The organism is Amycolatopsis sp. NPDC004169 (genome assembly GCF_040610315.1).
Lineage (GTDB): Bacteria > Actinomycetota > Actinomycetes > Mycobacteriales > Pseudonocardiaceae > Amycolatopsis.
Genome location: NZ_JBEXMD010000041.1, coordinates 33,757 through 59,894, shown reverse-complemented (window position 1 = coordinate 59,894; position 26,138 = coordinate 33,757). Strand labels below are relative to the sequence as shown.

Sequence of the window (26,138 nt, the reverse complement as noted above, 5' to 3'; positions counted from 1 at the left end):
CCGCGAAGGCCGCCTCGGGGTGCACGCCCCGAGGCGGCCTTCGCCGTGGCGTGACCGCGCCGGGAACCGGCACGGCCACCCGCGGGGACTACTGGTTGCAGCGCTTGCCGGTGTTGATGCAGTTGACGACCTGGTTCATCAGGCGCTGGCCCATGACGTTGGCGAAGTCGTCGTGGTCCGAACGCGGGTTGTGCTTCTCCTGGGCGAAGGCGTCCACTTTGTACTGGCCCTTCACCTGGATGTCGTGCGGGATGTTGTAAACCAGCTTGATCACCAGCTGCGGCACGTTCTTGAACCCCTGCGGGCACTTGCCCTGCTGGTCGGCGAACACGATGTGCGTGCGGTGGTTGGTGCTGTCGATGTTCTTGCCGTCCCAGCAGTTGGGGAAGGCGTGGATGCGCTCGACCTTGCTGTTCTGCGGGCAGATCGGGTAGTGGTCGGTCAGCCGGTCCTCGAAGCCGGTGCAGGTCCAGCTGGGCCGGGCGTTGGCCGGGCCGTTGGTGCTCTGCTTGGCGTCGCCGTAGAGGATCCGGAGGAACTGCGGCATCGCGACGACCTTCTGCGCGCCGCCGCTGGTGAACGTGATCGTCGCCGACTGGACGCGCTGGATTTCGCCGTCGTTGTCGCCGACCTCGTTCTTGTCATTGACGCCGGGCAGTTCCGCCGCCTGACCATTGCTGTTCTGGCCGCCGTTGTCGAGGCCGCCCTTGCCGTTCTGCTTGAGCGCGCACTGCGCGAGCCCGCCGAGGTTCGTCGGCTTCGCGGCCCGGCGGCCGATCGCGATGGCGATCCGGTCGATGGTGGCGGCGCGCTTGTCCTTGAGCGGGCCGACGACGGCGTTCTGGATGTCCTGCGGCGTCTTGAGGTCGCCGTTCGCGATGCGCTTGTTGGCCTCGTCGATCTGCTTGTCGAGCAGGTCGAGGTTGCGGTTCACCTCGTCCATGGCCTGGTCCGGGACGTCGGGCAGCTTGCTCGCGACGTCGGGGCAGTCGACCTGGGCGCTCGCCTTGTCCTTGGCGCTGCCCGCCCGGTCGGGCTGGGTGGCGGGCGGGTTCTTCTCGGCGTCGCCGGTGTCGATGCGCACGACCGGCCAGAAGTACGCGGACTTGTCGCCGTTCTTGCAGGTGGTGCCCGCCTTGACCAGGCTCTTGTTGTTCGAGTCGGCGTTGGTGGAGAGGTTGCCGACGTAGTCGTGCAGGTGCTGGGCACCGTTCTTGATCCCGGGCTGGGCGATGAAGTTGTCCGGGTTGAAGTGCTGGTTCTCGTTGCGGCCGCAGTCCACGGTGAACGTGCCTCGCGCGCCCTTCTGCTGCAGCGCCTTGTTCACGTTGATGCCCGAAGGGACCTTCGCGATGTCGATGAAGAACGACGGGTCGGCCTCGTCGGCGCTCGCCTCGCCGGTGCGCCCGGCGGTCGTCGCGACGACGATGCCGCCGACGGCCAGCGCGAGCGCCAGGCCACCGGTCGCGATCTTCGTGCGGCGGGTGATGCGATGTCTGCCCGTGGCGGGGGTGCGGGAAGTATTCCGGGCCATGTTCACCTCGTTCGGTTGTCCGGGCACGCCGAAGAAAGCCTGCGCACCCGGTCTGGAGACGCGCGGAACCCGGGGAGTGAGCATCGGGCGCGGGTATCGGGGGAACCCGCCCGGTGTCACTGGTTCCGGCATTGGGGGGAACGGCCGCCGTCGGGGACCGGTTCAGCACGTTACCTTTTCGTTATTTATGGAAGGTGAACAAAGTTCACGTCTGTCTCTGTGATCGCTAACATGCATCGCATGCCCGTGGACGACGCAGGTCCCGACGGCCCCCTCCGCGCGCGGCCCCTCCGGCGTCGGGGCACGCTCGGGGTGATCGCGACCGGAGCCTCGGCGTCGGGGCCCGTCCTGCACGGCCTGCGCGCCGCCGCCCGCGAGCAGGAGTACGCACTGAGCGTCTTCAGCGTCTCGAGCGCCAGTGGCCCCGCGGTGCTCGCCGCGGTGGCCGGTCTGCAGCTGCAGGGTGTGGCGGGGATCGTGGTGCTCGACGGGCACCTGCTGGCCGAGCTCGCCCCGGTCGCCGCCATCCCGCTCGTCCCGGCGGCCTCGACCGACCAGTACGCAGGAGCCCGCCAGGCGACCGAGCACCTCCTGCAGCTCGGCCACGCGACGGTCTGGCACCTCGGCGGCCCGGAGGAAGGGCCGGTGGCCCGTGCCCGCGAGCGGGGCTGGCGCGAGACGCTCGAACGCCACGGCGCGGAGGTGCCGCCGGTGGTCCGCGGCGACTGGTCCGCCCGGTCGGGTTTCCGGGCCGGCCAGTCCCTGGCGGTCGAACCCGGGGTGGGCGCGGTGTTTTCGGCGAACGACCACATGGCACTGGGGCTGCTGGCGGCGTTCACGCAGGCGGGCATGCAGGTCCCGCGCGACGCCCACGTGGTCGGCTTCGACGACGTCCCCGAGGCGGCGTACTTCGCCCCACCGCTGACGACGGTCCGCCAGGACTACCTGGCGGCGGGCCGCCACACCCTGGCCACGATGGCGGCCCGCCTCGACGGTGTCGCGGTACCGGCGTGGGGGACGGTCGAGGCCGAGCTGGTGGTGCGGGAGAGCAGCCGCTGCCTCAAGGGCGCGTAGGCCACGGGCTCACCGGGTCAGCGGCAGGGACGCCATCCCGCGCAGTGCCGGGTTCGGGCGGCGCGTCACCTCACCGGCGAGCCGCAGCGCCGGAAACCGCTTTCCCAGCTGTTCGAGCAACACCGTCATCTCGAGTCGGGCGAGAGCCGCCCCGAGACAAAGGTGCAAGCCGTGTCCGAAGAACAGCCCGCGGCCGCTGTCGCGGGTGATGTCGAAGCGGTCCGGGTCCGCGAAGCGCGCGGGGTCGCGGTTCGCCGCTCCGGTGAGGATCACGACCATGTCGTCCGCCGGGATCTCCCGGCCGTCGAGCACTGCCGGCCGGGCGGCCGCGCGCTGGCTCATCTGGGCGGCGCCGTCCCACCGCAGCACCTCCTCGACCGCCCCCGCCGCCAGGCCCGGGTCGCCGGCGAGCAGGGCGTACTGGTCCGGGTGCGTCAGCAGCGCGTGGATGCCGTTGCCCAGCGCACCCGCGGTGGTCTCGTAGCCGCCGCCGAAGAGCACGAGCAGCGCGTTGAGCACCTCTTCCTCGGACATCAGCTCCTCGCCGGCGGCGGGCCGGGCCAGCAGCGCGGACGTCAGGTCGTCGCGGGGATCGGCCCGCCGCCGCGCGATGAGTTCCGTGAAGTAGTCCCGGTATTCGACGGCGGCCGCGTCGACCTCGGCGCGCAGCTCGGGTGCCATCGCCGGGTCGACCTGCTTGCCGATCAGGTCGGTGACGCGGCGGAGCCGGTCGTGGTCGGCTTCGGGCACGCCGACCAGGTCGCCGATCACGGCCATCCCGAGCGGGTAGAGGACCGTGCCGACGAACTCCGCCGCGGCCCCGTCCGCCGTGGCGTCGGCGAAGCGGTCCAGCAGCCGGTCGGTGGACCGGCGGACGGCGGGCTCCAGCGCCTGGACACGCCGGACGGTGAAGTCGCGGACGAGCAGCCGGCGCTCACGCGTGTGTTCCGGCGGGTTCTTCCACGGCAGGAGGTCGGTCAGCATGGCCATCGCGGCGTTGTCCCGCCAGCCCGGCCGGTGCCGGTCACGCCACTCGGCGTCCAGGACCCGGAACGTCTCGCCGTCGGCGAGCACCTGCTGGCAGTCGGCGAACCGGCTGAGCACCCAGCCGTCGTAGACCTCGCTGCGGAAGACCGGTGACTCTTCGCGGAGTTTCGCGTAGACCGGGTACGGATCGGCGAGCCCGGCGGGGGTGGACAGGGACAGCAGAGCGGCGTCGGACACGGGAGCTCCCTCCGGTGGCAGTGCGGTGTCCGCAGTCTTCTCCCCGGCACCGTGCCGGGGCAGGGCCCGGACCCGGGATCACTCCGATGGCAGAGCGAGGGCCAGCACGAGCAGGGCGAGCCCGGCCGCCGGGGCGAGCGCGAAGGCGGCGGAAGCCCCCAGTGCGTCGGCGAGGTGCCCGGCGGCGAACGCCGCCACCGCGGAACCGGCCGCACTGGCGGAGTTTTTCCAGGTGAACGCCTGCGTCCGGACGGCCGGGTCGACGGCCGTCTCGGTGAGCACGTTGAGCAGCACCAGCGTCGGCGGGATCGCCGCCTCGGTCACCACCACCGCGGCGCCGAGCCAGAGCGCGGACGGCGCCAGGGGGAGCAGGAACGCCGTGCCCGCCAGGTAAGCGGCGGCGGCGACCAGCTGGAGACGGACCGGGACGCGGTGCCGGCGCAGGCCGTAGCACCAGCCGGAAACCAGCCCGCCGATGCTCGCGGCGGCGACCATCGGGGTGGCCGCGCCGGGCACGCCGTGCTCCGTGGCGAACGCGCTCACCGACACGCCCACGGTCCCGAAGTACAACCCGACGGCCAGGTTCAGCAGCGCGAGGCGGACGAACCGCGGCCGGAAGAGGGAACGTCCCGGTCGGGACGGCGGTGGCGCGGTCCGGCGCTGGGCGGCCAGGGCCGCACCGCCGCCGACGACGAGGGCCGCGGCGAGGGTGCTGGCCACGGCCGCGAACCCGGCCGCCCCGAGCGCCGTGACCAGCACCGGTCCGAGGAGGAACGCGGTGGCGTTGGCGAGCGACTCCAGCGAAAAGGCGGCCGGCAGGGCGTCGGTCTCCCGGAGCAGGTGTGCCCAGCGGGCCGCGGAGAGGGCACCGAGCTGGGGGACGGCCGCGCCGGCGCACGCGGCGAAGGCGATCGCCGCCGGGGACGGCGCGGTGAGGACACCGGCGACGGCGACGCCGTGGACGGCCACGGAGAACGGCAGGACACGAGGCTGGCCGAACCGGTCGACCAGGCGCGCGACCTGCGGGCCGAGCCCGGCTTCGGCGAGGGCGAACCCGGCCGTGGCAAGACCCGCGGTGCCGTAGGAGCCGGTGCGGGCGTGGAGCAGCCAGAGCAGGCCGAGGCCGGTCATGGCGATGCCGACGCGTCCCGCGGCGGCGGTGAAGAAGAAGGCGGCGGCGCCGGGACGGCGCAGCACCGGACGATATCCGGACGGCATGGGGGAGGTCCTCGTGGCCGCCGGGAACCCGGGCGGCGGGACACGGCCCGGCCGAGGCGGGTCCGGACGACTGGGGACACCATGGCCGACGGATCGGCGTCCGGGCAAGTGTTTTGAAGAGCCTTGCCCCTCAGCGCCGCCGGATTCCGGCGACGAGCTTCTCCCAGTTCCGGTACGCGACGAGCTCCCGGTCGGCGTCGCCGAGGGGCGCATCGTCCACAAAGGCCCGTGCCGACCCGGCCCGCTCCCGGTTGAACGGGTGGTCGGAGGCGTACATGATCCGGTCCGCCCCCACCGTTTCCACGGTCCACCGCAGGTACTTGTGGCTGGAGATCCCGCCGGGCGTGACGAAGACGTTGGTGCGGAAGTACTCCGCGATCGGGCGCCGGAGGGGGACGAGTGTGTCCATGGCGGCGACGCGGTCGAGGTAGAACAGCACGACTTCGCCCCAGTGCCCGAGGATGACCTGCAGCCCGGGGAACCGGTCGAAGACACCGGCGACGATCATCCGGAGGATCGTCAGGCCGGCGTCGTAGTGCCAGCCGAACGCGCCGGTGGCCAGCATGCTGTCCACCGGCTCGCCGAACCCGCGGTAGTAGGCCTCGTCGACGGCCGGGACGGGCGCGCGGGGGTGCAGGTAGACCGGGGCGCGCAGGTCCTCGGCGGCTTCGTAGATGTCCCAGAACCCGGCCGCGTCCAGGGCTCGGCCGCCGGAGTGGGCGTTGACCAGCGTCCCGGCGAACCCGAGTTCGGTGACCGCGCGCCGCAGCTCGTCGGCCGCGGCGGCCGGTGCGGGCGTGGCCAGTGTCGCGAAGCCCTGCAGCCGGCCGGGATGGCGCCGGACCGCGTCCGCGAGCCCGTCGTTCACGGCCACCTGCAGCGCGACGGCCTCGGCGGCGGGCAGGTTCTGCAGGCCGGGTGTCGTCAGTGACAGCACCGCGGTGTCGATGCCGGCGTCGTCCATGGCCGCGATCCGCCCCTCGCCGACGTCGAGCAGCGCCGGCAGCACGTCCCCGGCGAACGCCCGCTTCATCATCGGCTCGGCCAGCCGCGGATCGTGCCGCTGCCAGGCCTCGGCGACTTCGGCGGTGAGGAAGTGCTCCTCCAGTGCGTACAGCCGCATCGCGGGTGGCCTCCGATCCATGGGACTTGAATCTTCAAGTTAGCTCGCCTGGCTTGAAGATTCAAGTGTGGCCGGTTGCCGGTGCTAGAGCTTCAGGCGCTCACCCAGGCCGCGGACGTGGTCCGTCCCGCCGCAGCCGAGGTCCAGCTGACGGCGGCGTTCGGCCACGAACGCCCGGCCCAGCCCCGTCCGGTCCGAAGTGGACATACCCCGCCGCAGGTCGTTCAGCAGCCCGCGTTCTTCCCCGCGGACGTGGGCGTCCACCACGTTCTCCAGCCGCAGCAACGCCTTGTCGAAGTCGTCGCCGTCCAGCACCGCCAGCAGCTCCTCGGCGAAGGGGGAGCCCGGCGACGACGGCTGGACGATCCGTTCGGTCGCCGTCGCGTGGGCGACCAGCAGGGCCGACAGCTCCGCCACCAGCGCCGGGCGGTCGGCTTCGCTGTTGCGCAGGTCGCGCAGCAGCTGCTCGAAGCGGCGGTGGTCGCCCAGCAGCACCTCGACCACGTCCGAACCGGGCGCCGCCGCGGCCGGGGCCGGGCGCATCCAGCCGAACGTCAGCTCCACCGCCTGGCGCCAGTGCGCGTACTCGGTGTTGCGGCGGGCCGGGTCCATCGCCGGCAGCCACTGGCCCGCCCGGTGCCAGTTGCGGCGCAGGCCCTCCAGGTCCGGCCAGTACCCGACCGACAGCCCCGCCGCGTAGGCCGCGCCGAGCGACACCGTCTCCGCCACCATCGGACGCACCACCGGCACGTCGAGGACGTCGGCGATGAACTGCATCAGCAGGTTGTCGGCGGTCATCCCGCCGTCGACCTTCAACGTCGACAGCGCGAGCCCGGAGTCGGCGTTCATCGCGTCGACCACCTCACGGGTCTGCCAGCCGGTCGCCTCCAGCACCGCCCGCGCCAGGTGGCCCTTCGTGATGTACGACGTCAGCCCGGCGATCACCCCGCGGGCCTCGCTGTGCCAGTGCGGCGCGAACAGGCCGGAGAACGCGGGCACGATGTAGCAGCCGCCGTTGTCCTCGACGGTGCGCGCCAGGGTCTCGATCTCGGGGGCGCTGCCGATCAGCTCCAGGCCGTCGCGGAACCACTGCACCAGCGACCCGGTGACGGCGATCGACCCTTCGAGCGCGTACACCGCGGGCTCGTCGCCGATCTTGAACCCGACCGTGGTGAGCATGCCGTGGGTGGAGAGCACCGGCGTCGGGCCGGTGTTGAGCAGCAGGAAGCTGCCGGTGCCGTAAGTGCACTTCGCCTCTCCGGGCGCGAAGCAGGTCTGGCCGAACAGCGCGGCCTGCTGGTCACCCAGCGCCGCGGCGATCCGGATGCCCGGCACCACGCGCGACGTCGTCCCGTAGACCTCCGTCGACGACCGGATCTCCGGCAGCATCGCCCGCGGGACGTCGAAGAACGCCAGGAGCTCGTCGTCCCAGTTGAGCGTGCGCAGGTTCATCAGCATGGTGCGCGAGGCGTTGGTGACGTCGGTGACGTGCACCCCGCCCTCGGCGCCGCCGGTGAGGTTCCAGATCAGCCAGCTCTCGATGGTGCCGAACAGGACGTCGCCGCGTTCGGCGCGTTCGCGCAGCCCGGGCGTGCGTTCGAGCAGCCAGCGGATGCGCGGCGCGGAGAAGTAGGTGGCCAGCGGCAGGCCGCACAGCTGCCGCACCCGGCCGGCGCCGGGTTCGCGGGCGAGCTGCTCGAGCATGGCGTCGGTGCGGGTGTCCTGCCAGACGATCGCCCGCCCGACCGGGTTGCCGGTGCGCCGGTCCCACAGGACGGTGGTCTCCCGCTGGTTGGCGATCCCGAGCCCGACCACCTGGTCCGCGGTCGCGCCGGCGTCGGCCAGCGCCTGCGGGACGATCCGGGACAGGTTCCGCCAGATCTCGGTCGCGTCGTGCTCGACCCAGCCCGGCCGCGGGAAGTGCTGCTGGTGCTCGCGCTGGACGACCGAAACGAGCCGGCCGCGCGCGTCGAACAGGATGCACCGGGTGGAGGTGGTGCCCTGGTCGATGGACATCACGTACCGCTGGACCATGGTCCTCCCATCACCATCGGGACGCGCCGAGGTCGCGGGACACCGCGCGGGCCGCGTCGCGGACCTGGGTCAGCAGTTTCGGGCTCGGGGCGCCGTCGGGCTCGCAGATCCGCTCCGCCGCGCCCGACACGCCGATCGCGCCCACCACGATGCCGCCGTGGCCGCGGATCGGGGCCGCGATCCCGGCCTCGCCGGCGATCATCTCGCCGTTCTCGGCCGCCCAGCCCGCCTCCCGTACCTTCGCACACGCGCGCTTGATCGCGGTCTGGGTGGTCAGGGTGCGGCGCGTGTACGGCTCCGGGGTCGCCTTCAGCGTCGTGTCGTAGGCCAGCAGGACCTTGCCCAGCGCGGTCGCGTGCAGCGGCAGCAGGGTGCCGACGTCGAGGGTCTGCAGGCTGTCGTCGGGGCGGAACACGTGGTGCACGACCAGCACCCGGCCTTCCAGGGGCGCGCCGATCCGGACCGCCTCGCCGCTGCGGGCGGCCAGCGCGTCCGCCCAGTTGATCGCCCGGGACCGCAGCTCGTTGACGTCGAGGTAGCTCGTGCCCAGGTGCAGCAGGGCCGCCCCGAGCTGGTACTTGCCCGTGTCGCGGTCCTGCTCGACGAACCCGACGCCCTGCAGCGTGCGCAGGATCCCGTGCGCGGTGCCCTTCGCCAGTTCGAGCGACTCGGCGATCTCGCCGACGCCCAGGCGCCCCGAACCGCGCGCCAGGAGCCGCAGGATCGCGGCGGCGCGCTCGATGGACTGGATCGGACCCGGCACGCCGCGACCCTAACCCGACCGGCCCCGATTCGACAATGTCGAACATCCACTCGGGGCGTTCGACAATGCCGACCGGTGTCCGTTGACCGGCCTGACACGCGAACTTAACTTTCATCCACCAATAGGGGGACAAGGTCCTTTGTGGAGGAAAGCAATGGTGCGAAACCTCAAGGCCCACGGACTCGCCGGCGAGATGGCCGCCGAGTTCGTGGGGACGATGATCCTCATCCTGTTCGGGTGCGGAGTGGTGGCGCAGGTCGTCGCCGCGGGCATCGGGGACCACGACAGCATCGCCTGGGCCTGGGGCCTCGGCGTCACCCTGGGTGTCTACGTCGCTTCGCGGGTGAGCGGCGCGCACCTGAACCCGGCCGTGACCATCGCCCTCGCGGTGTTCAAGGGCTTCGAGTGGCGCAAGGTCGCCCCCTACGCACTGGCCCAGACCGCCGGCGCGTTCCTCGCCGCGCTGCTGGTGCGCTGGAACTACACCGAGGTGCTCAACGCCAAGGACCCGGGCCTGACGATCAAGACCCAGGGCGTGTTCTCCACCCTGCCGGGTAACGGCACGCTGCCCGTGGGTGACTGGGGCGCCTTCCGCGACCAGATCATCGGCACCGCGATCCTGCTGATCGTCCTGTTCGCCATCACCGACCTCCGCAACACCTCGCCCGGTGCCAACCTGGCCCCGGTCGTCGTCGGCTTCCTCGTCGTCGCCATCGGCATGGCCTGGGGCACGAACGCCGGCTACGCGATCAACCCCGCCCGCGACTTCGGCCCGCGCCTGGCCTCCTGGCTGACCGGCTACGACACGGCGTTCACCGACCAGTACGGCTTCCCCTACTGGTGGATCCCGATCGTGGCCCCGGTACTCGGCGCGCTGATCGGCGGCGCGATCTACAAGTACCTGATCGAGCGGTTCCTGCCCACGGGCGACCCGCTGGACGCCATGCCCGCCAAGGACCTCGAGCCCGCCAACTGAGTAGGAGCACGACCATGCCGGACTTCGTCGGTGCCGTCGACCAGGGCACGACCAGCACCCGCTTCATGATCTTCGACCACGGCGGCAACGAGATCGCCCGCCACCAGCTCGAGCACGAGCAGATCCTGCCCAAGCCGGGCTGGGTCGAGCACGACGCCACCGAGATCTGGGAACGCACCCGCTCGGTCATCGCGACCGCGCTCAACAAGGCCAACCTGACCTTCCGGGACCTCGCCGCGCTCGGCATCACCAACCAGCGCGAGACCACCGTGGTCTGGAACCGCCGCACCGGCCGCCCGTACGGCCACGCGATCGTCTGGCAGGACACCCGCACCGACCGGATCGCCTCCGCGCTGGAGCGCGAGGGCAAGGGCGACGTCATCCGCCGCAAGGCCGGCCTGCCGCCCGCCACCTACTTCTCCGGCGGCAAGCTGCAGTGGATCCTCGAGAACGTCCCCGGGGTGCGGGAGGACGCCGAAAAGGGTGACGCCCTGTTCGGCACCACCGACACCTGGCTCATCTGGAACCTCACCGGCGGCCCGGACGGCGGCGTGCACGTCACCGACCCGACCAACGCCTCCCGCACCATGCTGATGGACCTCGAAACCCTCGACTGGGACGACGAGCTGCTCTCGTTCTTCGACGTCCCGCGGCAGATGCTGCCGGCGATCCGGCCGTCGTCGAACCCGGGCTTCGGCACCACCCGCACCGACGGCCCGCTCGGCGGCGAGGTCGCCATCACCGGCGTCCTCGGCGACCAGCAGGCCGCCACCGTCGGCCAGGTCTGCTTCCGGCCCGGCGAGGCCAAGAACACGTACGGCACCGGCAACTTCCTGCTGCTCAACACCGGCCAGGAGCTGGTCCGCTCGAAGCACGGCCTGCTCACGACGCTGTGCTACCAGTTCGGCGACGACAAGCCGGTCTACGCGCTGGAAGGCTCGATCGCCGTCACCGGGTCGGCCGTCCAGTGGCTGCGCGACCAGCTGGGCATCATCAGCGGCGCGGCCCAGAGCGAGAGCCTGGCCCGCCAGGTCGAGGACAACGGCGGCGTCTACTTCGTCCCGGCGTTCTCCGGCCTGTTCGCCCCGTACTGGCGCTCGGACGCCCGCGGCGCGATCGTCGGCCTCACCCGCGCCACGACGAACGCCCACATCGCGCGGGCCACCCTCGAAGCGATCTGCTACCAGACCCGCGACGTCGTCGAGGCCATGCAGAACGACTCCGGCGTGACCCTCGACGTGCTGCGGGTGGACGGTGGCGTCACCGCCAACGAGCTGTGCATGCAGCTGCAGGCGGACATCCTCGGCGTGCCGGTGTCGAAGCCGGTGGTCGCCGAGACCACCGCGCTCGGCGCGGCGTACGCGGCCGGGCTGGCCGTCGGCTTCTGGAAGTCGACCGACGAGCTCGAGCAGAACTGGAACGAGGACAAGCGCTGGACGCCGACGTGGAGCGACGAGCAGCGCGCGGAGGGCTACGCGGGCTGGCAGAAGGCCGTCGGCCGCACGCTCGACTGGGTCGACGTGCAGTGAACACGAGGAGGAACACCGTGACCCCGCTTTCCCCGCAGTACCGGGCGGACACCCTGCGGAAGCTGGTCGATGAAGAGGTCGACGTGCTCGTCGTCGGCGGGGGCGTGACCGGGGCGGGCGTCGCGCTCGACGCCGCGTCCCGGGGGCTGTCGACCGCGCTGGTCGAGGCCCGCGACTTCGCCGCCGGCACGTCCAGCCGGTCGTCCAAGCTGATCCACGGCGGCCTGCGCTACCTGGAGCAGCTGGACTTCAAGCTGGTGCGCGAAGCGCTCAAGGAGCGCGGGCTGCTGCTGCAGAAGCTGGCCCCGCACCTGGTGCGGCCGGTCAGGTTCCTGGTCCCGCTGCAGCACCGGGTGTGGGAGCGCGGGTACATCGGCGCCGGCGTCACGCTGTACGACACCCTCGGCGGCGCCCGCGCGCTGCCGCGGCACCGGCACCTGTCCAAGCGCGGCGCCGCCAAGGTGGCCCCGGGCCTGGCCGACGACGCGCTGATCGGGGCGATCCAGTACTACGACGCCCAGGTCGACGACGCCCGCCACACGATGACGATCGCGCGGACCGCGGCCGAGCAGGGCGCTTCGGTCCTGACCCGGACTCGCGTCACTTCGCTGCTTCGCGAGGGCGAGCGGGTTGTCGGGGCGAAGGTCGTGGACCGCGAGAGCGGGGTCGAGTTCGAGATCCGCGCTCGCACGGTCGTGGCGGCCACGGGTGTCTGGAGCGACGACATGGCGGAGGCGGCCGGGATCCCCGCGCCGTTCACCGTCCGGGCGTCGAAGGGCATCCACCTGGTGGTGCCGCGGGAGAAGATCGACCTCGACACCGGGCTGATCCTGCGCACCGAGAAGAGCGTGCTGTTCGTCATCCCGTGGGGACGGCACTGGATCGTCGGCACCACCGACACCGAGTGGGACCTCGACCGCGAGCACCCGGCGGCCAGCCGCGCGGACGTCGACTACGTGCTCGACCACCTCAACGCCGTCCTGCGCACCCCCGTGACGCACGACGACATCGAGGGCGTCTACGCCGGTCTCCGCCCGCTGCTGGCGGCCAAGGCGACCGCGACGACGAAGCTGTCGCGGGAGCACGCGGTGGCCCGCCCGGTGCCGGGCCTGGTGATCGTGGCCGGCGGCAAGTACACGACGTACCGGGTGATGGCCGCGGACGCGGTCGACGCGGCGGTCGAGGAGGTCGGCCGCCCGGCCCCGCCGTCGTGGACCGACCGGCTCCCGATCGCCGGCGCCGAGGGCTACCACGAGCTGTGGGAGGACCGGTACTCCGTCGCCTCGCGGACCGGCCTGTCGCTGACGCGGGTGGAGCACCTCCTGCAGCGGTACGGCACGCGGATCTGGAACCTCGTCGAGCTGCTGGAGGAGGATCCTTCGCTGGCTTCGCCGATCACGGAGACCTCGGAGTACCTCCGCGTGGAGGCCGTTTACGCGGTCTCCCACGAAGGTGCGCTGCACCTGGAGGACGTCCTGACCCGGCGGACGCGCATCTCGATCGAGGAGCGCGACCGTGGTATCGCGGCGGCGCCCGTCGTCGCGGAGCTGATGGCCCCGCTGCTCGGCTGGGACGTCCCGAAGCGTGAGCGGGAGGTGGCGAACTACCTCGCGCGCGTCGAGGCGGAGCGCTCGGCCCAGGAAGCCCCGGACGACGCGGCGGCGAACGCCACCCGCCTCGCGGCTCCGGCGCTGCTGCCGAGCTGAACCGGACACCGCTGTCGCGCGTGGACACCCCGGAACCACCTGACGGGGAGGAGCAGGGGATGTTCAGAGGTGTTCTCGCGACGGCGGCGGTGGCGTTGGTGTTCACCGCGGTCCCGGCGAGTGCGGGCGGCCCGGTCTGCCTCGGCACGTTGCCCGGGGGATTGACCAGCGGTGGGACGTGGCCGGCCGGATCACCGAGCTGGCGCCGCAGCCGGGCTACGCGTCGGTTCAGCCCGCCGCGCTCACCGAGGACGGGGTGGCGGTCGGGGACTCGATGGCCGCCAACGGCTGGGCCGGGCGGGCCACGCTCTGGGGCGCGTCCGGGACACCGGTCGACCTGCCGCCGGTGCCCGGCTTCCCGGGCTACGCGTATTCCAGCGTCGCCGCGATCAACGCCCACGGCATCGCCGTCGGATACTCCTACGGCGCTCCGGGCACGGTCACGGCCCTCGGCTTCGGCCGGCCGTCCGCGGTCAACGATGCGGGCGCGGTGATCGGCGGGGCGAGCTACTGGGACCCGGCGGGGAACGTCGTCCCGCTGGAAGGTGGCGGCACCGCCACCGACCTCGACGACGCGGGCACGGCCGTCGGTTCGAGCGGCTTCCACGCCGCGAAGTGGGATGCGGCGGGACACCTCACGGTGCTCGACACCACCTGGAAGTTCAGTTCGGCGGCCGAAATCGGCGCGGACGGAACGATCTACGGCGAAGTGGTGGGGGAGGACGGCAAGAGCCGACCCGCCCGCTGGGACCCGGCCGGGCGGCTCACTGTGTTCCCGGCCGCCGGTGACGCCCGGACCTGGTTCACCACCGCCGACGACAGCGGCAGCGCGCTCGTGGAAACCAGCCCGGGCGGGTTCTTCGTCTGGGGTCCCGGTGGCCGGGTCACTCCGCTGCCGTTGCCCGCCGAGGGCGCTTATTGCCGTGCCACGGACCTCAACGACCGGGGCGCGGTCACGGGCGAATGCCCGGTTCCGGAGCAGAACTCGCACGCCGTGCGGTGGGACCTGCCCGTCATCGGGAACTGGTGAGCGCGCCCAGCTCGGCGAGCACGTAACGGGCGTTGGCCGAGATGACCGGGTTGGTGTGCCGGTAGTACGGCAGCTGGATCACGGCCATCGCCAGCGCCCGCCCGCGGCCGCGGGCCCAGGTGGCGTCGTCGGCGGCCACCGCCTCGCGGAAGGCGCCCCGGGTGTCCGCCGTCAGCAGGTTCCACGCCGGGATCAGGTCGATCGCCGGGTCGCCGACACCCGCGGTCGCCCAGTCGAGCACCCCGCTCAGCCGGCCGTCGCGCAGCAGGAGGTTGCTCGGCATCAGGTCGCCGTGCAGCCAGCACGGCGGCGCGGTCCACGGTGGAGCGTCGAGCGCTTCGGCCCACACCGCGAGCGCGGCCTCCGGGTCGAAGGGCTCGTCGGTGCGGCTCAGCTCGTCGATCGCCTCGCGGGCGGCCGAATCCACTGTGGACAACGGCCGCCCACGGCGGGCCGGGGGACCCGCTGCCCGGTTCGCCCGGAGCGCGAGGATGAACTCCGCCAGGCCGGCGGCGGAGCGGCCTTCGAGTGCCGGTGCGCCGTCGAGCCAGCCGTGCACCGCCCACGGCCACGGATATCCCTCGGCCGGTTCGCCCACGGCGGCGACAGCGGGGACCGCCACCGGCAGTTCGCCCAGAGCACCGAGAACCTGGCGTTCCTTCGTGATGTCCGCGGCGCCGCCCTCGGTCAGCGGCAGCCGGACCGTCCAGCGGTCGCCGAGGCGGAAGACCGCGTTGACCGTTCCGCCGGAGGCCAGCCGGGTGACCGGCAGGCCGGTCCCGGCGGGGAACTGCCCGCGCACCAGCCGCCGGACCAGCGTCGTGTCGACGGCGTGCTCGTCGGCGTGCATCCGGCCCATGTGATCACCGAACCACGCACGTCAACGGGGTTTCCGTGACCACCGGCACCCCGGATTGCACGACGATGCATGGCCGTGCATAATCATTCGCATGTCCAAGGTGCTCACTTCCCTGCCCGTCGGCGAGCGTGTCGGTATCGCCTTCTCCGGTGGCCTCGACACTTCCGTAGCGGTCGCGTGGATGCGCGACAAGGGCGCGGTGCCCTGCACCTACACCGCCGACATCGGCCAGTACGACGAGCCCGACATCGAGTCGGTCCCCGGGCGGGCCGGCCAGTACGGTGCCGAGATCGCGCGGCTCGTCGACTGCAAGGAAGCCCTCGTCGAAGAGGGGCTCGCGGCCCTGACGTGCGGCGCCTTCCACATCCGCTCCGGCGGCCGCAGCTACTTCAACACCACGCCGCTCGGCCGTGCGGTCACCGGCACCCTGCTGGTGCGCGCCATGCTCGAGGACGACGTCCAGATCTGGGGCGACGGCTCCACCTACAAGGGCAACGACATCGAGCGGTTCTACCGTTACGGCCTGCTGGCCAACCCCTCCCTGCGCGTCTACAAGCCGTGGCTCGACGCGGACTTCGTCACCGAGCTCGGCGGCCGCAAGGAGATGTCCGAGTGGCTGCTGGCGCACGACCTCCCGTACCGCGACAGCACCGAGAAGGCCTACTCGACCGACGCCAACATCTGGGGCGCCACGCACGAGGCGAAGTCCCTGGAGCACCTGGACACCGGCATCGAGATCGTCAAGCCGATCATGGGCGTGGCCTTCTGGGACCCCGAGGTCGAGATCCCCGCCGAGGACGTCACCATCGGCTTCGAGCAGGGCCGTCCGGTGACCATCAACGGCAAGGAGTTCGCCTCCGCCGTCGACCTGGTCCTGGAAGCCAACGCCATCGGCGGCCGGCACGGGCTCGGCATGTCCGACCAGATCGAGAACCGGATCATCGAGGCCAAGAGCCGTGGCATCTACGAGGCCCCCGGCATGGCGCTGCTGCACGCGGCCTACGAGCGGCTCGTCAACGCCATCCACAACGAGGACACCCTCGCCAGCTACCACAACGAGGGCCGCCGCCTCGGCCGGCTGATGTACGAGGGCCGCTGGCTGGACCCGCAGGCGATGATGCTCCGCGAGTCGCTGCAGCGCTGGGTCGGCACCGCGATCACCGGCGAGGTCACGCTGCGGCTGCGGCGCGGCGAGGACTACTCGATCCTCGACACGAACGGCCCGGCGTTCAGCTACCACCCGGACAAGCTGTCGATGGAGCGCACCGAGGACTCGGCGTTCGGCCCGGTCGACCGGATCGGCCAGCTGACCATGCGCAACCTCGACATCGCGGACTCGCGGGCGAAGCTGGAGCAGTACGCGAGCCTCGGCATGGTCGGCGGCTCGAACCCGAAGCTGATCGGCGCCGCCCAGGCCGCGTCGACCGGGCTCATCGGCGCGATGCCCGAAGGTGGCGCGGAGGCGATCGCCTCCCGCGGCAAGACCGACGACGTCGAGCTGCTCGACAGCGCCGCGATGGAGTTCGGCACGGACTGATCCGCGCACGACCCGAAGGCCACCGCGCACGGCTGCGTGGTGGCCTTCGGTGCGTTCAGGGGACGAGCACGACCTTGCCGGTCACCGTGCCGGATTCGGCCAGCGCCAGTGCTTTCGCGGCTTCGGCCAGGGGAATCCGGGCGGCCACCTGCGCCTCGAGCTCGCCCTTCGCCGCCAGGTCGAAGACGGCCGTCAGGTCTTCGGCCAGGCGCGCGCGGAACCGGGCGAGGTTCCGCTTGCCGCCCCAGACGTTGTAGAAGTGCGCCCGGCGGCGGTTGGGCAGGGCGGTCCACCACAGCAGGCGGGCGAGCAGCTTCAGCACCGGCAGCCGCGAGTTGCCCGGCTCGTCCTTCGTGGCCGCACTGCCGTACGCGACCAGCGCGCCGCCGGGGGCGAGCAGCCGGAACGAGTCGACGATGCCGGGGCCGCCGACGTGGTCGAAGACGGCGTCGACGCCGTTCGGGGCCAGCTTGCGCACCTCGGCGGGCACGTCGCCCCGGTAGTCGACGGCCGTGGCGCCGAGCGCGGTCACGACACCGAGGTTGCGCGCCGACGCCGTGCCGATCACCTCGATCCCGGCCGCGCGGGCCAGCTGCACCAACGTGGTGCCGACGCCGCCGCTCGCGCCGTGCACCAGGATCGTGCCGCCGGCCTCGACCTTCGCCCAGCGGTGCAGCATCTGGTACGCCGTGATGCCGTTGACCACGAAGGTTTCCGCCTCGGCGGCGTCGAGACCGTCGGGCACGGGCACCAGGTCGGCGGCGGGGACGGTGAGGTGGCTGCGCCAGCCGCCGATCTTGGTCATGGCGGCCACCCGGCGGCCGACCAGGGCGGGGTCGGCGGCTTCGAGCACCGTGCCGACGACGTCGTAGCCGGGGACGAACGGGAACGGCGGCTGGTCGTAGTACTTCCCGCGGCGCATCTGCTGCTCGGCGAAGGAGACGCCGGTCGCTTCGACGCGGACGAGCGCTTCGCCCGCGCCGGGCTTCGGCAGCTCGCGGTGTTCGACGCGGAGGCCGTCCGGCTCGACGAGGCCGGGGAGGACGATTTCGGTGACGGTCATCGGAGGATCCTTTCGGTGTGAGTGACTGGTCAATCACTCGACGGGCGAGAAAAAGGCCCCGGGGCGGGGCCGGGTGTTCAGTTCTTGCCGGGGTGGCGGATGCCGGCGGAGAGCACGGCGGCCCATTCGCCGGGGTGCTCGTCCAGGCCGAGGGTGGTGATCAGGTGGCAGAGCTGGCCGTAGGCGATGAACCGCTGCACCTCGTCGTCGGCCGCGCCGGAGCGGGACCGGGCGAACTCGGTCACCTTGGCCAGCCCGCGGCGGACGGCTTCGGCGATCTCGGGGGTGTCGGCGGCCGACTGGGCGTGCACCTGCAGCATCAGCAGGTCCCGGTCGGCGATCAGCTCCGCGTAGGCGCCGCCCATCTCGTGCAGGAGCTTCCCGGGATCGGCGTCTTCGACGCGCGCGGCGCCGTTCGAGAGGGCGTGGACGACGAGTTCGTAGCACCGGTCGAGCGCGGCGACGAACAGGGAAACCTTGCCGGGGAACAGTTTGAAGACGTAGGCGGGCGAGATGTCGGCGCGGGCGGCCACCGCGCTGATCGGCGTGCTGTGGTAGCCGCCGCGGGCGAACTCGGCGATGGCCGCGTCGACGACGGCGTCCCGCCGGGCGTCGGAGGTGGAGAGCGTGGCACCGCGTTTCGTCATGTGAGTGACTGTACACTCACTCTCGTTCGCCAGTCAACGCCGCCGTCAGAGTCGCCGGTCAGCACGAGCGGACGGCGGCCACCGCGTCGGCGACCCGGTACGTCAGATCCGGGTCGGTGAGCTCGGGGAGGAGCCGGTCGACCGGCGTGAGGCCGGCGAGCGCCCGCGCGCACGCGGCGTGGACGTCCGGGTGTGCCTGCGGGTCGCCGGTCCGCGGCCCGTCCTGCAGCAGGCCCGGCAGGGCGAGCAGGGGAGCGACCGGGTCGCCGGGTGTCACCAGCGCCGGTCCCCGGCCCGGGTCGTGGCCGCCCAGCGGGTCGATCACCACGTCGACGTCCCGCGCGAGCCCGGCCAGGGGGAACGCCGCGGCGTCGGCCGGGCGCCACAGCGTGAGGTCGGCGGTGCCCGCCGCGAGCAGCACGGGAAGCAGGAACGGCAGGCTGTCCGGTGCGACGACGAGCACCCGGGCGTCCGCCGGGGTCCGGCCGCGCCGGGAGAGGGCCACCGCGGTGGCGGCCGTGAGCGCGATCGCGAGGGTGTCCTCTTCGGTGAGCACGGTCAGCTCCTCGGCCAGGGCGAGCTGCGCGGTCCGGAGCGCGGCGCGGTCGGCGCCGGTGAGGAAGACCGCTTCCGCGTGGCAGTTCCGGACGGCGGTGAGCAGGTCGTCGCCGGGAATCGTGCGCGCCACGGCGTGAAGCGGGGTGAGGCCGGTGAGCAGTTGCGCTGCTTCGTGAGCCTGGTCGCCGGCCACCGTGAGGACGAGCTCACCCACGCGGCATCCCCTTTCCGGCGCGGCCGCCGTGTAACCTGTTGAGCAATTGCGAATGTTAGCAACTCCTTCGGACGGCAGGAGGCGGCCGGTCGTGAACGAGTTCGAACGGAACCTCCGGCGTCGGGTGGGCGTCGTCCACCGTGAGCTCGCCGCCGCGCGGGAGCACGGCGAGGACTACGACTCCGAGCTGCACGCCGCCCGGCTCGAAGAGCTCTTCGACCTGGCTCGCCGGCACGGCATCGACCTCGCGTCCCCGGACGGGCCGGAGATCCCGGACCCGCGGCCGGAGCCGTCCTGACCGGCGCGGGGGAGTGCGCCGCGCGGCCCGAGGGGTGGCACGGCAGGATCGACCGCATGCGCGACATCGGCGGGACGCCGACCGGACGGCGGGGTGGCTCGTGAGCAGGCCGCTGTACCAGGTCAAGGCCGAGTTCTTCAAGACGCTCGGGCACCCGGCGCGGATCCGGATCCTCGAGCTGCTCAGCGAGCGCGAGCACGCGGTGTCGGAACTGCTGACCGACGTCGGGATCGAGCCGGCGAACATGTCGCAGCACCTCGCCGTGCTGCGCCGGGCCGGGCTGGTCGTCACCCGCAAGGAGGGCTCCGCCGTCCACTACTCGCTGACCAGCGCGGACGTCGCGGAGCTGCTCGCGGTGGCCCGGAAGATCCTGACCGAGGTGCTCAGCGGCCAGGTCGAGCTGCTCGGCGACCTCAGGACGCCGTCGGTCGCCGCGCGCCGGCCGGAGGCGTGACGGCAAACGAGTGACGTTCGCCGTCCCCGTTTTCCCGTGTCCGCGAATTCCCCACGAGCAACGTCGCCGTCCGGTTACAGTCCGGCTGCGAGGTTCCGCCTGGGGGCGGTCGTCGGGAACGGGAGCGCGCGATGGGGTCTGAAGTGCGGTTTCACCTGCTCGGACCGCTGACGGTGACGGTCGGCGGGCGGGCGCTGGCCCTCGGCGGGGCCAAGCAGCGGGCCCTGCTCGCACACCTGCTGCTCAACGCGAACCGGACGGTCTCGCCCGGGCAGCTGGTCGACACGCTCTGGCCGCGCGAACCCCCGACGTCGGCCACCGCCAACCTGCAGACCTACGTGTGGCGGCTGCGCCGGCTGCTGCCCGGCACCGCCGTCCTGCGCACCCACGACCCGGGCTACTCGCTGGCGGTCGACCCGGCCGACGTCGACGCCCACCGGTTCGCCCGGCTCGTCGCGGACGCCGCCCGCGCGGCCGAGCGCGGCGCACCCGAGGCGGCGCTGGCGCTGCTGGCCGAGGCCGAAGCCCTGTGGCGCGGCGATCCCCTGGAGGACCTGCCGACCGCGCCCGCGTGGGACGCCGAGCTCGGCCGGCTGGTGGAGAACCGGCTGGCCGCCGTCGAGGAGCGGCTCGCGCTGCAGGTCCGGCTGGGCCGGCACGATCCGGCGATCGCCGAGCTCACCGTGCTGCTGGCCGAGCACCCGTACCGCGAGCGGCTCTGGCAGCAGTACCTGCTCGCGCTGACCGGCGCGGGCCGCCGGGCCGAAGCGTTGCAGGCGTACGCGACCGCGCGCGAACGGCTCGTCACCGAACTCGGCGTCGAACCCGGGCCGGAGCTGCGGGCCTTGCAGGCGGCGATCCTGACCGGCGAGCCGCTGCCCGGGCCCGCCTCGCCGGCCCCGGTCCGGCAGCTGCCCGCGGATCTCCCCGACTTCACCGGCCGTGAGGAGTACGTCCGGGACCTGTCCGCCGCCCTCGGGGCGGGGCCGGCGCCGGTCGTGCTGACCGGCGCGCCCGGCACCGGGAAATCGGCGCTGGCGATGCACGTCGCCCACGGCCTCGCACCCCGGTTCCCGGACGGCCAGCTCTACGTCGACCTCGCCGGCACGGGCGCCCCGCGCGACCCGGCCGAGGTGCTCGCCGACTTCCTGCACGCGCTGGGCGTCACCGGGAACACCGTGCCGTCCGGGCTCGGCCAGCGGGCGGCGGTGTTCCGCTCGCGCCTGGCCGGGCGCCGGGTGCTGCTGGTGCTCGACGACGCCGCGACCGCCGCGCAGGTCCGCCCGCTGCTGCCCGCGGACGCCGGCTGCGCCGTGCTGGTCACCACCCGCGGGCGGCTGCCGGAGCTGGCCGGCGCGAAGCACGTCGAGCTGCCGGTGTTCGGCGAACGCGAGGCCACGCGGCTGCTGGCCGAACTGGCGGGGCCGGAGCGGGTGGCGGGCGAACCCGCGGAGGCGGCGGCGATCGTGCGGTGCTGCGGGTACCTGCCGCTGGCGATCCGCATCGCCGGCGCGCGGCTGGCCGGGCGGCAGGCGTGGAGCCTGCGCACGCTGCACGACCGGCTGGCCGACGAGTCGAGCAGGCTGAGCGAGCTGCGCGTCGGCGATCTGGGCGTCCGGCCGAGCTTCGAGCTGAGCCTGCGCCAGCTGCCCCCGGCCGCGCGGACGGCGTTCGGCCGGTCGGCGGTGCTGGGCGCACAGGACTTCCCGAGCTGGGTGGTCGACGCGCTGCTGGACCGCGCGGGCACGCACGACGTCCTCGACGTGCTCGTCGACGCCAACCTGGTGTCGCTGACCGGGCGGGACGCGAGCGGGCAGCCCCGGTACCGGCTGCACGACCTGTTGCGCTGCTACGCGAGCGAACTGCTGGCGGAGGAACCCGTTCCGGACGAGCCGCTCACCCGCGTGCTGTCGGTGCTCCTGGCACTGGCGAAGACGGCGGCGGCCGGCCTGCCACCGGCGTTCGGCGCGATGACCGGGCCGCCGGTGCCTTCGGGCGCGGTCCCGCACGGGCTGATGACCGACCCGCTGGGCTGGTTCACCGCGGAGCGCAAGCTGCTGGCGGCGGCGGTCCAGCTGGCGGCGGACGCGGGCCTGGCGGAGCTGTCCTGGCAGCTGACGGCGGCGGCAGTACCGTTCTACGACCTGCGCGGAGCGTACGACGACTGGCGCCGCAGCCACCTGACGGCACTGGCGGCCGCCGAAGCGGCGGGCGACCGCCGCGGGACGGCGGTGCTCCGCCGAGGTCTCGGCCAGGTCCGCCTGTACCACGACGAATACGCGGAGGCGTCCGCCGACATGCGGCGTTCGGCGGAGCTGTTCGCCGCGCTGGGTGACGTCCGCGGCGAGGCGCTGGCGGTGGCGGGCCTCGGCACGGTGGCCCGCCTCGGCGACCGTCCGCTGGAGGCACTGGGGTGTTATCGCCGGGCCCTCGCGGGCCTGGAGCGGGCGGACGACCTGACCGGCGTCGCCCAGCTGCGCAACTCGATCGGCTCGACGTACGCGGTGCTGGGGTCGTTCGGGGAGGCGGAGACGTGGCTGAGCCGGGCGCGCGAGCTGGCCAGGGAGATCGAGGACCCGCACCGGGAGGCGAAGGTCCTGACGGAGCTGGGCACGCTCCACCGCGACACGGGCCGGCTGCCGGAGTCGTTGACGTGCTTGAGATCGGCGTTGGGCATCCTGGAGGACCTCGACGACGAGAGGTGCAGCGCGTACGCGTTGCTGGGCATCGGCCAGACACTGCTGGAGGCGGGCGAGCCGGTCCAGGCGCGCGGGGTGTGCGACCGCGCGTTGAGGGTGTTCCGCGAGACGGGCAACCACCAGGGCGAGACGACGGGGCTGGCATTGCTGGAGCAGGCCCAGCGCCGCCGAACCCCCGCACCGGCAACCCACCCCTGAGCCACGCCACACGCTCCGACCGCCCAGGCACGCCATCCGACCGCCCAGGCACGCCATCCGACCGGCCAGGCACGCCATCCGACCGCCCAGGCACGCCATCCGACCGGCCGGGTACGCGATCCGACCGCGCAGGTACGCCGACCGACTGCGCAGGCCGCCAGCCGACCGCGCAGGTACGCGGACCGACTGCGCAGGCCGCCAGCCGACCGCCCAGATACGCCAGCCGACCGTTCGGGTACGCCGGCCGACCGTTCAGGTACGCCGGCCGACCGGCCGGGGCTCGCCCGCTCTCCCGAGCGAGCCCCGGTGGTTCTCGCGGCCCCGCCGGCCTCCGGTGTGCCGAAACCCGGAACTCGCGTGATCGAACCCGTAACCGCGTGATTCCCGCCGGAACTCGCGTGATCAGAACCGGAACTCGCGTGATCCGGGAGGCATCTCGCGTGATTGGAAGGGCATCTCGCGTGATTGGCGGGGCATCACTCGGGGCGGGAGGTCAGTTGCTGTTTCCCGGCTTCCAGCCGAGGTAATTCGCGAAGTAGCCCTGCCGGGCGTGGCCGATGGCGCCGTTGACGCTCGTTGCCCACACTCCGCCGCTGCCATCCGCGATGCCGACGTGGCCGTACGCCGAGATGTTCCAGAACACGAACGCGCCGCGCGGCGGGGTGCCCGTCGTGTGGCGGGCGCCGTCGGAGGAGCGCCAGTGCTCGATCGCGCTCGCGTGGTGCGTGGTGCGGTCCCACGCCAAGCGGACCGCCCGCTCGCAGTAACCCTGGTACGCCGTGCTGCCGTTGCGGCTGGAGAACCACGAAATCGCCTGGCCGGCGGTCCGCGCCGCGGCCAGGTCCGCGGCCGAGTCGGTGAGCACCGCGCCCGGGTCGGCGATGTCGGCGGCGGTGACCTCCGCGTACACCTCCGAAGAAGTCTCGGCGGCCGCGACGCTCGCGCCGCCGAAGAGCAGGGCGGCCGAAAGCGCGGCCGCCTGGCAGATGATGCGCATGGGTGTCTCCCTCGGTAGGCCGGGGCAGCCCCGGCGTCGACGACGCAAACCCTGCGCACCGGCACTACACCGCTGCTACACCGCCGCTCTCGCGCGGGTGGGTGACAAAAACCCCGACGGCGACGGCGAATGCGCGTGACAAATTCCCGGTAAACGAGAAAAGGGCATGGCCGGTTGGGAAGTTTTCCACCTAGTATCCGAACCGCCGTTCAATGACGAAAGGACAGGACAAATGAAGACCCGACGTCGTGGAATGGGTGTTGCCGCGCTGCTGGCCGGCGCGCTCGCCATTGTTTCCGCCGGACCCGCCGCGGCGGCCGAAAAGCAGCTCACCTACCGGGGCGGGTTCCCGCTCATCGGCGACCAGCAGGTGGCCGTGGTGGTCACCGCCGACATCCCGGCCACCGCCACCGCGGGCAGCACGGTCTCGGTGCCCTTCAGCCTCGACGTCGACGCCGGCCAGGCCGCCGGCGACGGCCTCCGCCTGGTCGGCGCCACCCAGCTCTCCGGCACCATCAAGTCCCAGGTCGACGTCGCGATCGGCGGCCAGTCCGTGGCCATCCCGGTCGAACTGCCGATCCCGGAGACGCCGGTGCCCGCCGAAGGCACCCTGAAGTTCACCGCGCGCGGCCAGGTCGACTTCACCGTCCCGGCCGGCACCCCGGCCGGCGAGGCGACCAGCAGCGTGAACGCCGCCGCGAGCACGCACGTCGTCACCGACAGCGCCCTCGGCGAGTTCGACGTCGCCCTGACGCTCGACCCGCCGGACCAGGACGCCACCCTGGGCACGACGACGGTTTCCTGACCCGCAGCGCGCACGGGGGCCGCCGGAATCCGTCCGGCGGCCCCCGGCCCGTGCCGGAATCCGGCGGCCCGGAACTGCCGGTATCCGCCGGAACCGCTTTCCCGCCAACGCAATCCTCCGTTGGTAGGTACCGGATCACCGGGGCGGGCGCGGAGTATTCCGAGCCACCACGTCGAATCGTCACCGGCTGGAGGCACACTTCGTGAAAACCACCTCACGAGTCCTCAGTGGACTCGCCGCGCTCTCGATCGCGGTCGTCGCGCTGCAGGCCCCGGCCGCCGCGGCCGCGGCGCGGACCGATCTCGGGATCACCATGCAGGCCCAGCAGAAGGACCAGTGGTGCTGGGACGCCAGCGGCAACACGATCGCCGACTACTGGGGCTACTCCCTGACCCAGACCCGGTTCTGCCAGATCGCGCACAACGAATCGGGCAGCGACTGCGCCAACAACCAGGGCTACCTGTCCGACCAGCAGCGCGTGTTCCGCTACCTCGGCTTCACGAACGTCGGCACCTACAATTCCGGCGGCCAGACCCTTTCCTTCAGCAGCGTCAAAAGCCAGATCGACGCCGGGAAGCCGGTCGGCACCCGCATCGGCTGGCGTTCCGGCGGCGGGCACATGCACGTGCTCTACGGCTACGACAATTCCGGCGGTGCCACCCGCGTCGAATACGGCGACCCGTGGCCGAACAACAGCCGCTACAACTCGATGAACTACGACACCTACCGCTCGAACAGCCAGTTCCAGTGGACCCACACGCTGTACGGGATCGAGGGATGAGCATGCTGCGGAACGCCATGGGCGCGGCCGTGCTGGCCGGCGCCGCGATGCTCACCACGACCGGCGCCGCAAGCGCGGCCGGCGGCCCCGCGGGCGCCCCGACCGCCGCCGACACGGCCGCGATCGGCCAGGTCACCGGCGGCGCGGACACGCTCGGCCGGCTCGCGAAGACGAAGTTCCCCGGCAGCCGGACGGCGGCCGCGGCGCAGCAGGCCGCCGACCCGCGCACGCAGGTCCCGGTCTACGAGCCGACGGCGGCGTTCGTCGCCGGCCGGTCGGACGTCCCCGCCGCCCTCGCCTACGTCGCGGTCCCGGCGCGGACCGGCGACGGCACCGCGGCGACCGTCTGGGCCGAGCGCCAGGGCCCCGCCTGGACCGTCGTCAACGTCGCTTCCGGCGACTACGAGCGGCAGTACGCCCAGGCCGCGGCCGGCGGCTACCTCCTGCACGAACCGCAGGTCAACGCCTGGTACGCGGTGCACGGAGACGCCGTGACCGTGCTGGACGGCTCGGTCACCGGCCTCGCCGCCGGCACGAAGCTGTCGCTGGCAGACTACCGCGCGGCGCTGCACGAGCGCTACGCGGACAAGCTGCCGGGCTCGGCCTACGACCGCGACGGCGCGGGCGGCGGTTACGGCGGCCGGGAACGCGCGGTGCCCGCCGCGGACCCGGGCGACGTCCCCGTGCTGCCGTTCGTGCTCGGCGGCGTCCTCGTGCTGGTGGCCGGCGCGGTCGCGGTGCCGCGGCTGCGGCGGCGGTAGGGACGACGAGGGGCCGCCGGCGCGTCCGGCGGCCCCTTGGCAGCCGATCATGACCA

General features: G+C 72.7%; 23 protein-coding genes. 12 read left to right on the top strand and 11 right to left on the bottom strand.

Annotated features, from left to right (window positions below; all coding sequences use genetic code 11):
• Positions 1-88: 88 nt before the first annotated feature.
• Entirely contained in the window at positions 89-1,534 is a 1,446-nt protein-coding gene (locus tag ABZX11_RS38305; RefSeq protein WP_354922819.1) for a DUF1996 domain-containing protein, read from the bottom strand.
• Between the two features lie 240 nt (positions 1,535-1,774).
• Between ABZX11_RS38305 and ABZX11_RS38300 the strand changes: the two genes are divergently transcribed.
• Positions 1,775-2,608 (top strand): substrate-binding domain-containing protein, encoded by an 834-nt coding sequence (locus ABZX11_RS38300; RefSeq protein ID WP_354922816.1) that lies wholly within the window; start codon positions 1,775-1,777, stop codon positions 2,606-2,608.
• A 9-nt stretch (positions 2,609-2,617) separates the two neighbouring features.
• On the opposite strand, the gene ABZX11_RS38295 is transcribed toward ABZX11_RS38300, so the two are convergent.
• The 5 genes from ABZX11_RS38295 to ABZX11_RS38275 form a co-directional block, all read right to left on the bottom strand.
• Positions 2,618-3,832 (bottom strand): cytochrome P450, encoded by a 1,215-nt coding sequence (locus tag ABZX11_RS38295; RefSeq protein ID WP_354922813.1) that lies wholly within the window; start codon positions 3,830-3,832, stop codon positions 2,618-2,620.
• A gap of 78 nt (positions 3,833-3,910) precedes the next feature.
• Complete coding sequence (locus tag ABZX11_RS38290; protein ID WP_354922810.1) at positions 3,911-5,050, bottom strand: MFS transporter; 1,140 nt, start codon at positions 5,048-5,050, stop codon at positions 3,911-3,913.
• A 130-nt stretch (positions 5,051-5,180) separates the two neighbouring features.
• Positions 5,181-6,194 carry an amidohydrolase family protein gene (locus tag ABZX11_RS38285; RefSeq protein WP_354922807.1) on the bottom strand — a complete coding sequence of 338 codons (1,014 nt, stop codon included), beginning with the start codon at positions 6,192-6,194 and terminating at the stop codon, positions 5,181-5,183.
• Positions 6,195-6,257: 63 nt separating this feature from the next.
• Complete coding sequence (glpK, locus tag ABZX11_RS38280; protein WP_354922804.1) at positions 6,258-8,207, bottom strand: glycerol kinase GlpK; 1,950 nt, start codon at positions 8,205-8,207, stop codon at positions 6,258-6,260.
• A gap of 10 nt (positions 8,208-8,217) precedes the next feature.
• Complete coding sequence (locus ABZX11_RS38275) at positions 8,218-8,970, bottom strand: IclR family transcriptional regulator (protein ID WP_176169856.1); 753 nt, start codon at positions 8,968-8,970, stop codon at positions 8,218-8,220.
• A 154-nt stretch (positions 8,971-9,124) separates the two neighbouring features.
• Here ABZX11_RS38275 and ABZX11_RS38270 point away from each other — a divergent pair, with 154 nt between their 5' ends.
• The 4 genes from ABZX11_RS38270 (at position 9,125) to ABZX11_RS38255 (ending at position 14,211) form a co-directional block, all read left to right on the top strand.
• Entirely contained in the window at positions 9,125-9,946 is an 822-nt protein-coding gene (locus tag ABZX11_RS38270) for an MIP/aquaporin family protein (protein ID WP_176169855.1), read from the top strand.
• 14 nt (positions 9,947-9,960) lie between these two features.
• Complete coding sequence (glpK, locus tag ABZX11_RS38265) at positions 9,961-11,475, top strand: glycerol kinase GlpK (protein WP_176169854.1); 1,515 nt, start codon at positions 9,961-9,963, stop codon at positions 11,473-11,475.
• Positions 11,476-11,492: 17 nt separating this feature from the next.
• The gene (gene glpD / locus ABZX11_RS38260; RefSeq protein ID WP_354922799.1) at positions 11,493-13,181 is read left to right on the top strand and encodes a glycerol-3-phosphate dehydrogenase; all 1,689 of its coding nucleotides are present in this window, start codon (positions 11,493-11,495) and stop codon (positions 13,179-13,181) included.
• Positions 13,182-13,359: 178 nt separating this feature from the next.
• Positions 13,360-14,211 carry a hypothetical protein gene (locus ABZX11_RS38255; protein ID WP_354922796.1) on the top strand — a complete coding sequence of 284 codons (852 nt, stop codon included), beginning with the start codon at positions 13,360-13,362 and terminating at the stop codon, positions 14,209-14,211.
• Here the strand turns inward: ABZX11_RS38255 and ABZX11_RS38250 are convergent.
• On the bottom strand, positions 14,195-15,070 hold the full coding sequence (locus ABZX11_RS38250; RefSeq protein WP_354922793.1) for an aminoglycoside phosphotransferase family protein: 876 nt from the start codon (positions 15,068-15,070) through the stop codon (positions 14,195-14,197). The two genes, ABZX11_RS38255 and ABZX11_RS38250, sit on opposite strands and share 17 nt — an antisense overlap.
• A 91-nt stretch (positions 15,071-15,161) precedes the next feature.
• On the opposite strand from ABZX11_RS38250, the gene argG reads away from it, so the two are divergent.
• Positions 15,162-16,607: an argininosuccinate synthase gene (gene argG, locus ABZX11_RS38245; RefSeq protein ID WP_176169850.1), complete on the top strand. Its 1,446-nt coding sequence runs from the start codon at positions 15,162-15,164 to the stop codon at positions 16,605-16,607.
• A 55-nt stretch (positions 16,608-16,662) separates the two neighbouring features.
• Here argG and ABZX11_RS38240 read toward each other — a convergent pair whose 3' ends face one another.
• The 3 genes from ABZX11_RS38240 to ABZX11_RS38230 all read right to left on the bottom strand — a co-directional run bounded on the left by ABZX11_RS38240 (position 16,663) and on the right by ABZX11_RS38230 (position 19,089).
• Positions 16,663-17,670, bottom strand: coding sequence for a medium chain dehydrogenase/reductase family protein (locus tag ABZX11_RS38240; protein WP_354922790.1), 1,008 nt, complete (start codon positions 17,668-17,670; stop codon positions 16,663-16,665).
• 77 nt (positions 17,671-17,747) lie between these two features.
• Positions 17,748-18,317, bottom strand: coding sequence for a TetR/AcrR family transcriptional regulator (locus ABZX11_RS38235; RefSeq protein WP_176169848.1), 570 nt, complete (start codon positions 18,315-18,317; stop codon positions 17,748-17,750).
• Positions 18,318-18,375: 58 nt separating this feature from the next.
• Positions 18,376-19,089: a hypothetical protein gene (locus ABZX11_RS38230; protein WP_354922787.1), complete on the bottom strand. Its 714-nt coding sequence runs from the start codon at positions 19,087-19,089 to the stop codon at positions 18,376-18,378.
• 91 nt (positions 19,090-19,180) lie between these two features.
• Between ABZX11_RS38230 and ABZX11_RS38225 the strand changes: the two genes are divergently transcribed.
• The 3 genes from ABZX11_RS38225 (at position 19,181) to ABZX11_RS38215 (ending at position 22,738) form a co-directional block, all read left to right on the top strand.
• A complete protein-coding gene (locus tag ABZX11_RS38225) occupies positions 19,181-19,387 on the top strand; it encodes a hypothetical protein (RefSeq protein WP_176169846.1) in 207 nt (68 codons plus the stop codon).
• Positions 19,388-19,487: 100 nt separating this feature from the next.
• Positions 19,488-19,841 (top strand): metalloregulator ArsR/SmtB family transcription factor, encoded by a 354-nt coding sequence (locus tag ABZX11_RS38220; protein ID WP_176169845.1) that lies wholly within the window; start codon positions 19,488-19,490, stop codon positions 19,839-19,841.
• Between the two features lie 131 nt (positions 19,842-19,972).
• Positions 19,973-22,738 carry a BTAD domain-containing putative transcriptional regulator gene (locus tag ABZX11_RS38215; protein ID WP_354922782.1) on the top strand — a complete coding sequence of 922 codons (2,766 nt, stop codon included), beginning with the start codon at positions 19,973-19,975 and terminating at the stop codon, positions 22,736-22,738.
• Between the two features lie 493 nt (positions 22,739-23,231).
• Here the strand turns inward: ABZX11_RS38215 and ABZX11_RS38210 are convergent, their stop codons facing one another.
• Positions 23,232-23,735: a hypothetical protein gene (locus ABZX11_RS38210; RefSeq protein WP_354922779.1), complete on the bottom strand. Its 504-nt coding sequence runs from the start codon at positions 23,733-23,735 to the stop codon at positions 23,232-23,234.
• A 232-nt stretch (positions 23,736-23,967) separates the two neighbouring features.
• On the opposite strand from ABZX11_RS38210, the gene ABZX11_RS38205 reads away from it, so the two are divergent.
• The 3 genes from ABZX11_RS38205 to ABZX11_RS38195 all read left to right on the top strand — a co-directional run bounded on the left by ABZX11_RS38205 (position 23,968) and on the right by ABZX11_RS38195 (position 26,082).
• Entirely contained in the window at positions 23,968-24,540 is a 573-nt protein-coding gene (locus tag ABZX11_RS38205; RefSeq protein WP_254896664.1) for a DUF6801 domain-containing protein, read from the top strand.
• A 202-nt stretch (positions 24,541-24,742) separates the two neighbouring features.
• Complete coding sequence (locus ABZX11_RS38200; RefSeq protein WP_354922776.1) at positions 24,743-25,321, top strand: papain-like cysteine protease family protein; 579 nt, start codon at positions 24,743-24,745, stop codon at positions 25,319-25,321.
• Positions 25,318-26,082 carry a hypothetical protein gene (locus ABZX11_RS38195; protein ID WP_354922773.1) on the top strand — a complete coding sequence of 255 codons (765 nt, stop codon included), beginning with the start codon at positions 25,318-25,320 and terminating at the stop codon, positions 26,080-26,082. Before ABZX11_RS38200 ends, ABZX11_RS38195 begins: the two co-directional genes overlap by 4 nt.
• The last annotated feature ends 56 nt before the right edge of the window (positions 26,083-26,138 follow it).

Excerpts from the sequence above, each read along its gene's own strand:
- ABZX11_RS38205 (WP_254896664.1), top strand. The coding sequence starts at position 23,968 with ATGAAGACCCGACGTCGTGGAATGGGTGTTGCCGCGCTGCTGGCCGGC.
- glpK (WP_354922804.1), bottom strand. The coding sequence starts at position 8,207 with ATGGTCCAGCGGTACGTGATGTCCATCGACCAGGGCACCACCTCCACC.
- ABZX11_RS38215 (WP_354922782.1), top strand. The coding sequence starts at position 19,973 with ATGGGGTCTGAAGTGCGGTTTCACCTGCTCGGACCGCTGACGGTGACG.
- ABZX11_RS38290 (WP_354922810.1), bottom strand. The coding sequence starts at position 5,050 with ATGCCGTCCGGATATCGTCCGGTGCTGCGCCGTCCCGGCGCCGCCGCC.
- ABZX11_RS38210 (WP_354922779.1), bottom strand. The coding sequence starts at position 23,735 with ATGCGCATCATCTGCCAGGCGGCCGCGCTTTCGGCCGCCCTGCTCTTC.
- ABZX11_RS38270 (WP_176169855.1), top strand. The coding sequence starts at position 9,125 with ATGGTGCGAAACCTCAAGGCCCACGGACTCGCCGGCGAGATGGCCGCC.
- ABZX11_RS38300 (WP_354922816.1), top strand. The coding sequence starts at position 1,775 with ATGCCCGTGGACGACGCAGGTCCCGACGGCCCCCTCCGCGCGCGGCCC.
- argG (WP_176169850.1), top strand. The coding sequence starts at position 15,162 with ATGTCCAAGGTGCTCACTTCCCTGCCCGTCGGCGAGCGTGTCGGTATC.
- ABZX11_RS38305 (WP_354922819.1), bottom strand. The coding sequence starts at position 1,534 with ATGGCCCGGAATACTTCCCGCACCCCCGCCACGGGCAGACATCGCATC.
- ABZX11_RS38240 (WP_354922790.1), bottom strand. The coding sequence starts at position 17,670 with ATGACCGTCACCGAAATCGTCCTCCCCGGCCTCGTCGAGCCGGACGGC.
- glpK (WP_176169854.1), top strand. The coding sequence starts at position 9,961 with ATGCCGGACTTCGTCGGTGCCGTCGACCAGGGCACGACCAGCACCCGC.
- ABZX11_RS38195 (WP_354922773.1), top strand. The coding sequence starts at position 25,318 with ATGAGCATGCTGCGGAACGCCATGGGCGCGGCCGTGCTGGCCGGCGCC.
- ABZX11_RS38250 (WP_354922793.1), bottom strand. The coding sequence starts at position 15,070 with ATGGGCCGGATGCACGCCGACGAGCACGCCGTCGACACGACGCTGGTC.
- ABZX11_RS38285 (WP_354922807.1), bottom strand. The coding sequence starts at position 6,194 with ATGGATCGGAGGCCACCCGCGATGCGGCTGTACGCACTGGAGGAGCAC.
- ABZX11_RS38235 (WP_176169848.1), bottom strand. The coding sequence starts at position 18,317 with ATGACGAAACGCGGTGCCACGCTCTCCACCTCCGACGCCCGGCGGGAC.